General features: G+C 70.9%; 11 protein-coding genes. 9 read left to right on the forward strand and 2 right to left on the reverse strand.

Features of this window, described 5'->3' with window-relative positions:
• Window positions 1–30: 30 nt before the first annotated feature.
• Entirely contained in the window at window positions 31–1194 is a 1164-nt protein-coding gene (gene dnaN, locus BLQ62_RS01105) for a DNA polymerase III subunit beta (RefSeq protein WP_068537449.1), read from the reverse strand.
• Window positions 1195–1650: 456 nt separating this feature from the next.
• Between dnaN and BLQ62_RS01110 the strand changes: the two genes are divergently transcribed.
• A complete protein-coding gene (locus tag BLQ62_RS01110) occupies window positions 1651–2529 on the forward strand; it encodes a hypothetical protein (protein ID WP_068563458.1) in 879 nt (292 codons plus the stop codon).
• Between the two features lie 59 nt (window positions 2530–2588).
• On the opposite strand, the gene dnaA is transcribed toward BLQ62_RS01110, so the two are convergent.
• Window positions 2589–4085: a chromosomal replication initiator protein DnaA gene (gene dnaA, locus BLQ62_RS01115; protein ID WP_068537575.1), complete on the reverse strand. Its 1497-nt coding sequence runs from the start codon at window positions 4083–4085 to the stop codon at window positions 2589–2591.
• Window positions 4086–4721: 636 nt separating this feature from the next.
• Between dnaA and rpmH the strand changes: the two genes are divergently transcribed.
• From rpmH to BLQ62_RS01155, 8 genes are all read left to right on the forward strand, one after another.
• Window positions 4722–4865: a 50S ribosomal protein L34 gene (gene rpmH, locus BLQ62_RS01120; RefSeq protein ID WP_068526256.1), complete on the forward strand. Its 144-nt coding sequence runs from the start codon at window positions 4722–4724 to the stop codon at window positions 4863–4865.
• 107 nt (window positions 4866–4972) lie between these two features.
• Window positions 4973–5353 (forward strand): ribonuclease P protein component, encoded by a 381-nt coding sequence (rnpA, locus tag BLQ62_RS01125; protein ID WP_231857502.1) that lies wholly within the window; start codon window positions 4973–4975, stop codon window positions 5351–5353.
• Window positions 5350–5610 (forward strand): membrane protein insertion efficiency factor YidD, encoded by a 261-nt coding sequence (gene yidD / locus BLQ62_RS24515; protein WP_165824639.1) that lies wholly within the window; start codon window positions 5350–5352, stop codon window positions 5608–5610. Before rnpA ends, yidD begins: the two co-directional genes overlap by 4 nt.
• Window positions 5611–5717: 107 nt before the next feature.
• Window positions 5718–6887 carry a membrane protein insertase YidC gene (gene yidC, locus BLQ62_RS01135; RefSeq protein ID WP_068563462.1) on the forward strand — a complete coding sequence of 390 codons (1170 nt, stop codon included), beginning with the start codon at window positions 5718–5720 and terminating at the stop codon, window positions 6885–6887.
• A gap of 50 nt (window positions 6888–6937) precedes the next feature.
• A complete protein-coding gene (locus tag BLQ62_RS01140; RefSeq protein ID WP_068563464.1) occupies window positions 6938–7498 on the forward strand; it encodes a Jag family protein in 561 nt (186 codons plus the stop codon).
• Window positions 7499–7576: 78 nt separating this feature from the next.
• A complete protein-coding gene (gene rsmG / locus BLQ62_RS01145; protein WP_082756134.1) occupies window positions 7577–8332 on the forward strand; it encodes a 16S rRNA (guanine(527)-N(7))-methyltransferase RsmG in 756 nt (251 codons plus the stop codon).
• 2799 nt (window positions 8333–11131) lie between these two features.
• Window positions 11132–12046, forward strand: coding sequence for a ParA family protein (locus BLQ62_RS01150; protein WP_068537436.1), 915 nt, complete (start codon window positions 11132–11134; stop codon window positions 12044–12046).
• Between the two features lie 2 nt (window positions 12047–12048).
• Window positions 12049–13107 carry a ParB/RepB/Spo0J family partition protein gene (locus BLQ62_RS01155; RefSeq protein ID WP_068563468.1) on the forward strand — a complete coding sequence of 353 codons (1059 nt, stop codon included), beginning with the start codon at window positions 12049–12051 and terminating at the stop codon, window positions 13105–13107.
• Window position 13108: the final 1 nt, after the last annotated feature.

Consider the following 13108-nt stretch of genomic DNA (forward strand, 5'->3'; position numbering starts at 1 on the left):
GCACCCTTCCGTGCGGAGACGACGGTTCGATCAGCCGGGCAGGCGCACCGGCATCAGCAGGTACGTGTACGGGCTCTGCGGCGCGGGGAACGCACCCGAGTCGTCCGGCTCGTAGCCATTCTCCACTGCGGGCCGCAGCACCGCAGGGCGACTGGGCGTGGTGAATCCGAAGGTCACCGACTCGGTGTGGATCGCGGCGAGGCCGTCGAGGAGGTAGCCCGGGTTGAAGGCGATGGTCAGCGGCTCGCCCTGGAAGTCGGCGGGCAGCTCCTCCTCGGCCCGGCCCGCGTCGTCGCCGCCGGCGGAGAGGCGCAGCGTACCGTCGGCGAACTCCATCCGGACCTGCGCGCCGCGGTCCGCGACGAGCGCCACGCGCTTGATGGCCTCGAGCAGCGGCGCGATCTCCATGGTGGCGAGCGCGGTGTGCGAGGCCGGCAGCAGCTGACGGAACTTGGGGAAGTCCGCGTCGAGCAGGCGAGTGGTGGTGCGACGGTCCGCGCCGACCACGCCGAGCAGGCCGTCGGCGCCCACGGCGGATCCGGCGCCCAGCGCGATGCCCACCTCGGGATCGACGGCGAAGGTCTTGGCGGCCTCGGACAACGTCTTCGCCGGGACGAGGACGGCGGCCTTGACGTCGGAGGTGCCGGGCTGCCAGTCGAACTCGCGGACCGCGAGCCGGAACCGGTCGGTGGCGGCGAGCACGACCTTCTCGCCCTCGATCTCGACGCGGATGCCCGTGAGCATCGGCAGCGTGTCGTCCTTGCCGGCGGCGATCGCGACCTGCGCAATGGCTTCGGCGAACGTGCCGCGCTCGATGGCACCGGTCTGCTGGGGCAGCTCGGGCAGCTGCGGGTAGTCCTCGACGGGCATCGTCGGGAGCGAGAACTTCGCGCTGCCGCAGGTGATGGCGACGCGGGTGGTGTCGAGCTGCACGTCGACCGGCTTGTTCGGCAGGGCCTTGGTGATGTCGGCGAGCAGGCGGCCGGAGACCAGCGCCTGGCCCTCGTCGGCGACCTCGGCGCCGACGCGCACGCGCGCCGAGACCTCGTAGTCGAATCCCGAGACGGTCAGGCCGTCGTCACCCGCGGTGAGCAGGACGCCGCCGAGAACCGGCACCGGAGGGCGCGACGGCAGGCTGCGCGCCACCCACGCGACGGATTCGGCGAACTCCTCGTGCGGGACGCGAAACTTCATGCCGACGGGGCCTTTCGATGGGGGTCGTTCGGGTACGGCGTGGCGGGCACGACCGTGAGGCCTTCGATGCTATAGGAGCCGGGCTCATCCGGTGGCGTTCAGGTCGCCCCCGGCCCGAACCACGGGTCCGGCCGAGCGGAGCGCGCCGGACCTTCACGTCCCCTCTTTTCAAAAGAAGGATCTAGAGAAGAAATATGTCATCGTCATAAGCCCTGTGGAGGATGTGGAAACTCCGAGTCCGCGCAGCGCGGGTGGCGTGTCGGGGTGTTGACGACGCGCCGCAGGGATTGTGGAACTACATCGGTGTGATTGGTGACGAACCGGGTCTGTGGATACCTGTGGATGAACTCTCCCCAGGTCACTCCTGGGATTTCCCCGATTCATCCACAGGGTGTGTGCAGTACTGGTGAGTAATTCGTCGTTCGCTCGCCGCCGCGCGGCGCGTACGGTGTGACCATGGGATATCCGGATCCGCAGCGCCCCGGGGAGCACCCCGGCGGCCAGAACTACCCCGCCGGGCCACAGGGCCCGAACGTGCCGAAACCCACGCGTGAATACGAGCGCCCCGACGCCGGACCGGCCGATCCCGGCGCATCGCAGGGCCCGCCGGCGCCCCCTCCCCCGCCTCCCGCGGGCCCGGGCGGACCCGGTGTCCCCGGCCCGCAGGACCCGCCCACGCAGCAGTACGACGGTGGCTATCAGCTCGGCTACGCGCCGGGCGCGTACGGCGATCAGTACGGCGCTCCGCCGCCCCAGGGTCCTCCTCCCGGCCCGGGCGGTCCGTGGGGTCCCGGCGACGGCGGCGACGGCTCGGGCGGCGGGAACGGCGGCAACAAGAAGCTGTTGTGGATCGCCGCGGCCGCGGTGGTCTTCGCGCTCGTGCTGGCCGTGATCGTCGCGCTCGTGGCGACCAGCGGCGGACCGTCGAGCAGTACGGCCTCGGAGACCACGACGACCACCGCGCCCCCGACGACCACCACGAGCGGGAAGCCGGGCGGCATCACGCTGCCCGGTGAGATCCCGTCGGGCATCTCCATCCCGCCGATCTTCGGCGGCGAGTCCACGGGACCGAACGCGCGCAAGTGGCGGGTCGAGGTGACCGGCAGCGGCTCGGCCCAGTTGGTCACCGTCGGCATCCCCGAAACGAATCTGTTCGGCTCGCAACCGCTTCCGTGGTCCAAGGAGTTCACCTCGGACTCGTTCCTGGTGACGGTCACCGTCATCGGGTACACGGGCGATGCGTCGTGCACGATCACCCGTGACGGGACGACGGTCGCCGAGGAGCGCAGCACCGGCGGGTCCGCCGGGCCGCTGATCTGCACCGCGAGCCGCTGAGGCCGGGCGCCCTGCGCCGATGCACCGGCCGGTGATCCGCGGGGTCGCCGGCCGGGCGGCTACTGGCTGCGCCGCTTGATGCGGGTGGTCAGTTCCTGCACCTGGTCGTAGACGCGGCGGCGCTCCGGCATCTCCTTGCGGATCTTGCGCTCGGCGTACATGACGGTGGTGTGGTCGCGGTCGAAGATCTGCCCGATCTTCGGCAGCGAGAGCTCGGTGAGCTCGCGGCACAGGTACATGGCGATCTGCCGCGCATGCGTCACGGCGCGGGCGCGCTCGGTGCCCTTGAGGTCGGCCACGGAGATCTCGAAGTACTCCGCCACCACCGAAAGGATCGTGCTGGAGGAGATCTCGATGGTCGTGGTGTCCGGCACCAGGTCGCGCAGCACCATCTCGGCGAGCTCGTAGGTCACGTCCGTCTGGGTGAGCGAGGCGAAGGCCGTCACGCGGATCAGCGCGCCCTCGAGCTCGCGGATGTTGCGGTCGATGCGGGTGGCGATGAGCTCCAGCACGTCCGGCGGCACGTGGATGCGTTCCATCTGCGCCTTCTTGAGCAGGATCGCCATGCGGATCTCCAGCTCGGGCGGCTGCACGTCGGTGATCAGGCCCCACTCGAACCGCGTGCGCAGCCGGTCCTCCAGCGTCGCCAGCTGTTTCGGCGGCCGGTCGGAGGAGACCACGATCTGCTTGTTCGCGTTGTGCAGCGTGTTGAAGGTGTGGAAGAACTCCTCCTGGATGCCCAGCTTCCCCTCGAGGAACTGGATGTCGTCCACCAGCAGGATGTCCACGTCGCGATAGCGCTGCTTGAACTGGACCTGGCGGTCGTCCTTGAGCGAGTTGATGAAGTCGTTGGTGAACTCCTCCGTGGACACGTACTTCACGCGCATCCCGGGGAACAGCCGGCGGGCGTAGTGGCCCGCGGCGTGCAGGAGGTGGGTCTTGCCGAGCCCGGATTCGCCCCAGATGAAGAGCGGGTTGTAGGCCCGGGCCGGGGCCTCTGCGACCGCGAAGGCCGCGGCGTGCGCGAACCGGTTCGAGGCGCCGATCACGAAGGTCTCGAAGGTGTACTTCTGGTTCAGGCTCGAGCCCGACGAGCCGGTCATCTCCGTGCCGTTGGTGACCGGGCCGGTCATCGGCGGGGGCAGCTGGACCGACGGTGACGGAGCGCCGGGCATGCCGGCGGCGATCTCGCTGACGGGGACCGCCAGATCGGCGGTGCTCGGTCCCGACGGCCCCTCGGTGGGCGGGATGGCCGCCGCAGGTGCGGCGGGCGCGGCCGGCGGCGTCGCGTCGGGAGAGATCCGGACGCCGAGTTCGACGTCCTGGCCGAGGCGGGTGGTGAGGGCGGCGACGAGGGGTTCGCGGAGACTGCGCTCGATCGCGTCCTTCATGAGCTGGGAGGGCACGGCCACGAGCGCGAAGCCCTCGGTCAGGGTGAGCGGCTGGACGAGCCGGAGCCAGGCCTTCTCCTGCTTGGTGAGGGTGCGATCGGTGTTGTCTCCGCAGAGCTCGTCGACCACGGCGGTCCACGTCTCGATCAGCGGATCAACGGTCATCAGGTCCTCCACACCGGGTTCGAAGCCATCGGTCCCCGGCTTCCGACCGGCGTACTCGTTCACAGGTTCCATGTCGCGCTGTGCATAACCGCACCCCACCCGACCTGCGAACGAACTGTACTCCACAGGTTCATCCACAGGTGTGGAAGACCGGAGCACAGGGGTGTCGGCCGAATGGTTCGGCCGTTGAACAGCGAGGTCGCAGGACTGCAGGGTCAGCGTTCCGGAGGGACCGGATTAGGGTGCAGCACCGAGCCCGCTACACGCCCGGCGCCCATCGGCCCGAAGCTGCCGTGCTCGGGGTCCACGGGGTGCCGCGGCCGTGCTCAGCAATCGCATTCGGCAAAGTTAACAGAGTGGAGCGCGGTCCTCAACACGAAGCACATAGTCCCAGGCGGCGGTGGGATGTCGGCGACGTTCGGCGTGTCGCGCCCGACGGATTGTGAGACGCGTCACGGAGCGCCCGGGGCCCCGGTTTGACCTTGTCAGTGGGGATAAGTAGTCTTGACCGGTCTGTGCGCACACCGATTCGTCGGACGGGTTCGACCTCAAGTCGAGCTTCATGTGCCGCCGAAGAAGTTTCCGTCCATCGATCGGCGGCGCACCAGCGCCGCCCACTGAACAAGGAGTGTCACCGTGGCCAAGGGCAAGCGGACGTTCCAGCCGAACAACCGTCGCCGCGCGCGGGTGCACGGCTTCCGTCTTCGTATGCGTACCCGTGCCGGGCGCGCCATCGTCTCCGCGCGTCGCACCAAGGGCCGCGCGAAGCTGACGGCCTGATTCCGCCTCTCGCGTAGCGCCACCGCGTACCGGTCCGCCGGGCGCGGTGGCGCTGCTGCAAAGACGATGGAGAAGGCAGGCAGGCAGTGCTTCCCGCTCGCAACCGCATGAGCTCGTCGCGCGACTTCGGCGCGGCGGTCAAGGGTGGGCGCCGCGTGGGTCGCCGCTCCATCGTGGTGCACGTGGCGACAGCGACGAACACGAGCCCGGTCGCCCCTTCCGAGGGGGGACCGGGCCTCGTCGTGTCCGCAGACGATCCGGTGACGCCGGCGCCGCGGGTGGGCCTGATCGTCTCGAAGGCCGTGGGCAACGCCGTGGTCCGCCACGCGGTCGCCCGCCGGCTGCGCGCCGCCGCCGCATCGGTCACCGCCGATCTCGACGACGGTGCGCTGGTCGTGATCCGCGCGCTGCGCTCCGCCTCCGACGCCGATGCGAACGAGCTGACGGCGCAACTGCGTTCCGGTCTGACGAAGCTGGGGGCGTTGTGAGCGAGGAGGTCTCGGTGAGCACGGGAGGCGCGCTGCGAGCGCTGCCCCGGCGCGCATTGATCTCCGTGGTACAGCTGTACCGGACTTGGATCTCCCCCATGCGGCCGCCCACCTGCCGTTTCACTCCCACCTGCAGCGAGTATGCGGTGGAGGCACTTTCGGCGCACGGCGCGGTCAAGGGCGTGTACCTCAGTACCATTCGCCTGCTCAAGTGCGGGCCGTGGCACCGCGGCGGCTGGGACCCCGTTCCGGAGTGACCCCCGCCGGCAACGGCTTTCACCGCCCGATGCGCGAATCACCGCGCTCACGAACCTGTTCGAAATAGATCGGCAAGGAGCACCGCCCCGTGTCAAGTTTCAATCCGATGTCCTTGGACTACGTGTACTACCCGGTGTCGGGCATCATGTGGGTCTGGCACAAGGTGTTCTCCTTCGTGCCCGGCCTCGGCCCCGATAGCGGCATCACGTGGGCCCTCTCGGTGATCTTCCTGGTGCTCACGTTGCGCGCCATCCTGTACAAGCCCTTCGTCCGGCAGATCAAGACGACCAGGCAGATGCAGGAGTTCCAACCGCAGATGCAGGCGCTGCGGAAGAAGTACGGCAAGGACCGGCAGAAGCTGGCCCTGGAGATGCAGAAGCTGCAGAAGGAGCACGGTTTCAACCCGCTGCTCGGCTGCCTGCCCGCCCTGCTCCAGGTCCCGGTGTTCATCGGCCTGTTCCACGTTCTCCGGTCGTTCAACCGGATGAGCGGTGGCACCACGCAGCTGTTCGGCTCGCCGGACATGAACGCGTACGAGACGCGCCACACCGCGAACTACTTCTTCTCCGCCACCGACGTGCAGAGCTTCCTCGACGCCCGCCTGTTCGGCGTCCCGCTCTCCTCGTACGTGCAGGAACCGGTGAAGCAGTTCCAGGCCTTCATGCCCGTGAGCCCGCCCGACGCGAACGGCGTGATCCCCTACATCGAGCCGAACTTCGAGAAGTGGTGGATCATCGCGCTCTCGGTGCCGCTGATGATCGTCGCCGCCCTGGCCACGCACTTCAACTCGCGCGCCTCGATCGCCCGCCAGCCCGTCGCCTCGCTGGACAACCCCCAGACGGCCATCATGAACCGCCTGATGCTGTGGGTCTTCCCCATCGGTGTGCTCGTCGGTGGCTTCTTCCTGCCCGTCGCCATCCTGATCTACTGGGTCACCCAGAACATCTGGACGTACTTCCAGCAGCACATCGTCTTCGGCAAGCTCGACAAGGAGGACGAGGAGAAGAAGCGCCTGGCGCAGGAGAAGCGGGCCGAGAACGCCCCGAAGCCCGGCGCGAAGCCCAAGAAGGGCGGCGCCGCCACTTCGCTGACCAAGGCCGCGGACACCGCGGCTGCGGACACCACGGCCGGTGATGCCGAGGGCACGACGGAGGAGAAGGCACCGTCGAAGCCCACCCCCGGCGCGAAGCCGAAGGCCCAGCACCCCTCGGGCAACGCCCGGCAGCAGCAGCGCAACCAGCAGCAGCGCAATCGGAGCAAGAAGCGCAAGCGCTGAGCGCCGCAGCCCCCACGAACCCCTGATGATCGAATTCCCAAGGAGTACCCATGCCTGACGACGTGACCGTCGAGGAGGAGCAGACCGCGACCGAGGCGAACGCCGAGGCGCAGGTCGAGGCACCCGTCGAGAGCCCCGTGAACGAGGACGACGAGCTGGTCGAGGAGGGCGAGATCGCCGCCGACTACCTCGAGCAGCTGCTCGACATCCTCGACTTCGACGGCGACATCGACCTCGATGTGGAGGGCGGCCGCGCCATCGTCGCGATCGACGGCGGCGAGGACCTGACCAAGCTGGTGGGCCAGCGCGGCGAGGTGCTCGACGCGCTGCAGGAGCTCACCCGCCTCGCGGTGCAGCAGTCCACGGGCGACCGCAGCCGGCTGATGCTCGACGTCGCCGGGTGGCGCGCGAGCCGCCGCACGCGCCTGTCGGGCCTCGGCACCGAGGTCGCGGAGCGCGTGGCGTCGACCGGTGAGAAGGAGTCGCTCAAGCCGATGACGCCGTTCGAGCGCAAGATCGTGCACGACGCCGTGGCCAAGGTCGACGGTGTGCACTCGGAGAGCGAGGGCGCGGAGCCGAACCGTCGCGTCGTGGTGCTCCCCAACGCCTAGACTGGACGTAGGTGAACGATGGGTCCCGGGCCGTGCGCCTGGGGCCCATCGTCGTTTCCGGGCGTGGTGCCCGACTGGATGAGAGCCGTGTGGCAGGAGAGGTTTCACGTGGAACAGCGCGACGAGGCGGGTACGCCTGCCGACAGTGGGACGACGGCGGAAGCGTTGCCTCCCACTCCCCCGGTCGCGCGCGAGGTATTCGGCGATCGGCTCGAGCTCGCGGAGGAGTACGCCCGCGTGCTCGCGACCGACGGTGTGGTTCGCGGCCTGATCGGCCCGCGCGAGGTGCCGCGGCTGTGGGAGCGGCACGTGCTCAACTGCGCCGTGCTCGGTGAGCTCCTGGATTCCGGCGAGACCCTCGTGGACATCGGGAGCGGTGCCGGGTTGCCCGGGGTGCCGGTGGCGATCGCCCGCCCCGACGTCGAGGTGGTGCTCGTCGAGCCGTTGCTGCGGCGTGCGGTGTTCCTCGAGGAGTTCTGCGGTCCGCGGCTGCCGAATGTCCGCGTGGTCCGCGGGCGCGCGGAGGAGCGGTCCGTCGTCGAGGCGGTCGGTGGCGCGGACGCCGTGACCTCTCGCGCAGTGTCCGGGTTCCCGAAGCTCGCGCCGTGGTCCGCTCCCCTGCTGCGCGACGGCGGTCGGCTGCTCGCACTCAAGGGTTCGCGCGCGGCGGAGGAGATCGAGGAGCACGGCGCGATCCTCACCAAGGCCGGGCTCCGCGATCCCGAGGTGGTCCTGTGCGGAGTCGGTGTCGTCGACCCGGCCACCACCGTGGTCCGCGCGGTGCGTCGCGCGCCGGCGCCGAAGAAGCGCACGAAGGCTCGCCGCTCCTACTGAATCGGGCATTTCCGGCGTAGTTTCGAGACGCCCAACCACCCACGGTCTGTTTCGACACGTGACGGCACGGCGCTTCCGACCGGCTCACCGAGACGTCCGACGGCGAAGGAATGGTACGTCCGTCCTGGAATTCGCACGTCGCAGAAGCCGCCCGGCGCGCGTGCCGAGGGTTGCCCGCGCCGTTCGGCGGTGCGATCGGTCCGGGCCGCACGCCGATCCGATCAGGACGGAAGGCCGCCTCGCCGATGATGGCGCGTGCGTCGGCGGCAGAGGTGGATCGCTCCGGTCGCCGTCGCCCTGTCGCCTCCACTCACACGGTCGGTGATCCCGCGGGCGCGGCGCAGTGGATCGGCGCGAGGCAATCCGGTCGCGAAGTGATGCCGCGGTGCGGGCTCCCCGTCTCGCGTGCGGTCGGCCCCGGCGGCACCGGCGCCAGATCGACCCTTCCCCGGCGACGCCGCTCGCTCGACCGGGCTGCCGAGGGCGTCATCCAGGTACCTCGGTCGACTGGCGGCGACCATCCGTGAGAGGGGTGTCGTGCCGATGGTGCCCGTCTGGATGTGTTGTTCCCAGAAGCCCGCCTTGTGACGGGTGCCCGAGTGCCATTGGCCGCGCCCGCCCGGTGTCGGCGACGCCGATCGGAGATCCGTGGTGGGCCACTTGCAGACGACGTGGTGGCTGCCCGGCTTGATGCCGGCCGAGCGCCGGCCGGCGGGGGTGGTGTGCCCTCGGTGTCGGTGCGGGCGCGTCCGGTGGAAGGGGCATGACCGACTCAGGAATGGGGTGGTTCGCCGTCGTCAGAGTGAGCACCGCGGGGTCGGGGCACGTGAATCGGAGGGCGGTCATGCGCCGCGGATGCGCCCGGTGGCGGAGGGACGGTGGGGCGGGCGGATGACTGGGCGACGGACGATCGCTCCATCGAGGCCCCCTGTCCGATCGGGCTCTCCGGCAGGTTCGCGACTCGACGGGGCGCGTTTCACGTGAAACGCGGGGCCTTCGAGGAAGACGTTCCACGGAGCGTACGGGCCACCGCACGCCGCGACGTGTCGGACGAACCCGCTCGGGATCGCCTCGGCACGGGCACGCCGCTGGGCGCGTGCAGAGGTGGAGACGGCCACTGTGGTGGATCGGTCGAGCGCGGCGGGATGCACGGCTGACATGCTCGCCACACCGGCTCCGGTCGGAGACGAGGGGGGCGACTCCCCCACGCGCCGCGGCGTGCACGCACGACGATCGTCCCGCCGTCGGGACGGTCGCGTGCGCCTTCTTCCCCGCCGCGTGAGCGAGAGCGCCGCGCGTGACGTCGAACCACGTGCTCCACAGTGACCGCCCGTCGCGTTGCTGCCGCCGCGGGGATGGGGCACGCGCGCGATCGGGGGATGTGTGCGAGGACTGCGTGGCGCGGTGGCGCGCGTGGAGTGGAGACTGTCGGTGCCCCGCGGGGCGTCGCGGGTCGAGTGCGGCTCGCGGTGTCATGGGGCAGCGCCGGAGCCTGACGGCGGGGCCGGTTCCGGCGGGAGGTGGTCGGCGACCCCGCGGGCCGTTCCGTCGGCGCGAGACCGTGCCGTGGCGTTCGACGATATCCAGCCACCGGGGTGCCCCGCGGTTGCCTGGGACGAGGGAGCCGGAACCGGCCCTGTGGTGCGACAGTGCGCGACAGGATCGCGGACGCGCCGTCGACCTCCGACGGGTGGCGCGTCCGCTCTGTGACCGCCCGAGCCCGCTCCCCCGGTGCTGGGACTGGTGAGGCGGTTCTCGGGAGGTCGGTCCGGTCCCGCCGGCGCCCGTGACGGCGAGGGTCGAGGGCGGGATCGGGGCGACGGGCGCGGGCACAGACACGGCGATGCGGGGCCTCGAGCGGGATCCGTCGTGCGGGGTGCGGTACGGAGCGCGCCGCCGACCAGGCCCGCTGGACCGGTGTGGCGTGTGCCGTCGCCGCAATCGTGTTTCACGTGGAACACGGGAGCCGCGTGTATGCGCCGTGAACGAGTGCGCGGGAGTCCAGGAGGAGCACGCATCGGGGGTCGACGGCACGGACACTGCGAGGTTTCACGTGGAACGTCGAATTCATGGGCGCGGGCGCACCGCCACGCGCGAGGGCCGTAGCTCCTGTTCCTCGCGTGCGGGCGCGCGAGCTCGTCGATGGTGGAGCGCCACGTCTGTCACGGGCAGCGGACCGTGGCGTGACGGCCTGAGCGATCCCATCGCACACGGCCTCGGCCGAGCGGTGAGACGGCGGGGTCGTCGGTGAGCACGACGGTCCGCGTTCGGAGGGGCGCGACTCGGGACGCTGGGTGTGTGTTCGCTCTCGACCGCAACCGCCGTCTGCCGGGCCATCGCACCACCCCGTCGCCGCCCTGACCGCCCGCCGCACTGCCGACCCGTCGCCGCGCGGCACCGGGGCACGGAGCGCTCGGCCCCAGGTCGCCTCGCGTCGCGGACTGCGGCGGGCCGCACCGCCCGCTGCGTGCTGCGCGGAAGACGTTCAGTAGCGACGGAGTCCTCGCCGACCCCGGACCCGCCCGACAGCGGCGGGGCGCGATGGCCCGATGGTCCGACGCGAGGGCAGGCAGCGTCGGCCCGCCGCGCTCGGACGACGACACTGGCGCGACGGGCCCCGCCGCCCGCGATCGCCCGATGTGCCGAACACACCTCGATCCGGCGCCCGGAGAGGCCACGTTTCACGTGGAACCACGCCCGCGGCCGTGCTCGCCCGGCGTTCCGACGCGGGCTCGCGGGTACCGGGCTGACGCACCCCGACGGAGAAACTAGGATGGGGGCAACTGCTGAGGAGAGCGCGTGACTGATCACGATTCCGGTTTCGACGTTTCACGTGGAACCGCTGACGACGACACCCCGATCGCCGCGGCCGCCCGCCGCGCCAGCCAGGTCCTGACCCCCGGAGCGGCGGGCACCCTGCCCAAGCCCACGGAGCGTCGCGTCCTGACGATCGCCAACCAGAAGGGCGGTGTCGGCAAGACGACGACGGCGGTGAACCTCGCGGCGGCGCTCGCGCTCCAGGGGCTGCGCGTCCTCGTCGTCGATCTCGACCCCCAGGGCAACGCGAGCACGGCGCTGGGCGTCGATCACCGGTCGGGCGTCCCGTCGACCTACGAGCTTCTGCTCGGGGAGTCCACTCTGGAGGAGGCGATGGCGCAGAGCCCGCACTCCCCCAACCTGTACTGCGTGCCCGCGACGATCGACCTCGCCGGCGCCGAGATCGAACTCGTGAGCATGGTCGCGCGCGAGACGCGGCTGAAGAACGCGCTCGGCAGCGCCGCCGCGGACGATCTGGACTACATCTTCATCGACTGCCCGCCGTCGCTCGGCCTGCTCACGGTGAACGCGCTCGTGGCCGCGAAGGAGGTGCTCATCCCCATCCAGTGCGAGTACTACGCGCTCGAGGGCGTGGGGCAGCTGCTGCGGAACATCGAGCTCGTGCAGTCGCACCTGAACAAGGATCTCCACGTCTCCACCGTGCTGCTCACGATGTACGACGCCCGCACCAAGCTCGCCGACCAGGTGGCCGCCGAGGTGCGCAACCACTTCGGCGACCGCGTCCTGGGCGCGACGATCCCCCGCAGCGTCAAGGTCTCGGAGGCGCCCGGCTACGGCACCACCGTGCTCGATTACGATCCCGGTTCGCGCGGCGCGATGAGCTACCTCGACGCGGGCCGGGAGCTGGCCTTCCGCGGCGCCGGGCAGGCGGTGTAATCGTGGCCGGGCAGAAGAAGGGCGGCCTCGGCCGGGGCCTCGCCGCACTCATCCCCACCGGACCCGACGAGGGCCCGCGCCTGGGCAGCGACGCTGCCGACCTCATCATCGGCGCGCGCCCCGGCGCACCGTCGAAGGCGGCGCCCACGGCACCGGCGGACAAGCCGGGCCGGGCGGGCGCCGCGAAGGGTCGGACGGACGTCGCCGAGGGCCAGCCGGAGGAGGCACCGACGGACCTCGCGGACTCCGGCGCCGTGTACCGGGAGATCGCGCCGGCGGCGATCCAGCCGAACCCCCAGCAGCCGCGCACCGTCTTCGACGAGGAGGGCCTCGCCGAGCTCGTTCACTCGATCCGCGAGTTCGGGCTGATGCAGCCGATCGTGGTCCGGCCGCTCCCCCGCCCCGAGGGCGATGTGCGGTACCAGCTCGTCATGGGCGAGCGTCGGTGGCGCGCCAGCCAGGAGGCGGGCCTCACCGCGATCCCCGCGATCGTGCGGGAGACCGCCGACGGCGACATGCTCCGTGACGCGCTGCTCGAGAACATCCACCGCGTGCAGCTGAACCCGCTCGAGGAGGCGGCGGCCTACGCCCAGCTGCTCGAGGAGTTCGGCGTGACCCACGACGAGCTGGCCGCCCGCCTCGGCCGTTCGCGGCCGGTGGTCACCAACACGATCCGGCTGCTGCGCCTGCCCGTCGCAGTCCAGCGCCGCGTCGCGGCGGGGGTGCTCTCCGCCGGCCACGCCCGCGCGCTGCTCTCGCTGGAGGCCGGCACCGACGCCCAGGACGCCCTCGCGGCCCGGATCGTCGCGGAGGGCCTGTCGGTGCGCGCCACCGAGGAGGCCGTCACCCTCGCGAACCGCGGGGACGGCACCGTCGCGCCGGCGGCACCGCCGCGCCGGCAGCCGGCCGATCCCGCGCTGCGGGAGGTCGCGGACCGGATCGCGGACCGGCTGGACACCAAGGTCACCGTGTCGATGGGTAAGCGGAAGGGCAAGATCGTCGTCGAGGTGGGCTCGACGGAGGACCTCGAACGCATCGTCGCCCTGCTCGCCGAGAGGTGAG

The organism is Tsukamurella pulmonis, from assembly GCF_900103175.1.
In the GTDB taxonomy this organism is placed as follows: Bacteria; Actinomycetota; Actinomycetes; order Mycobacteriales; family Mycobacteriaceae; genus Tsukamurella; species Tsukamurella pulmonis.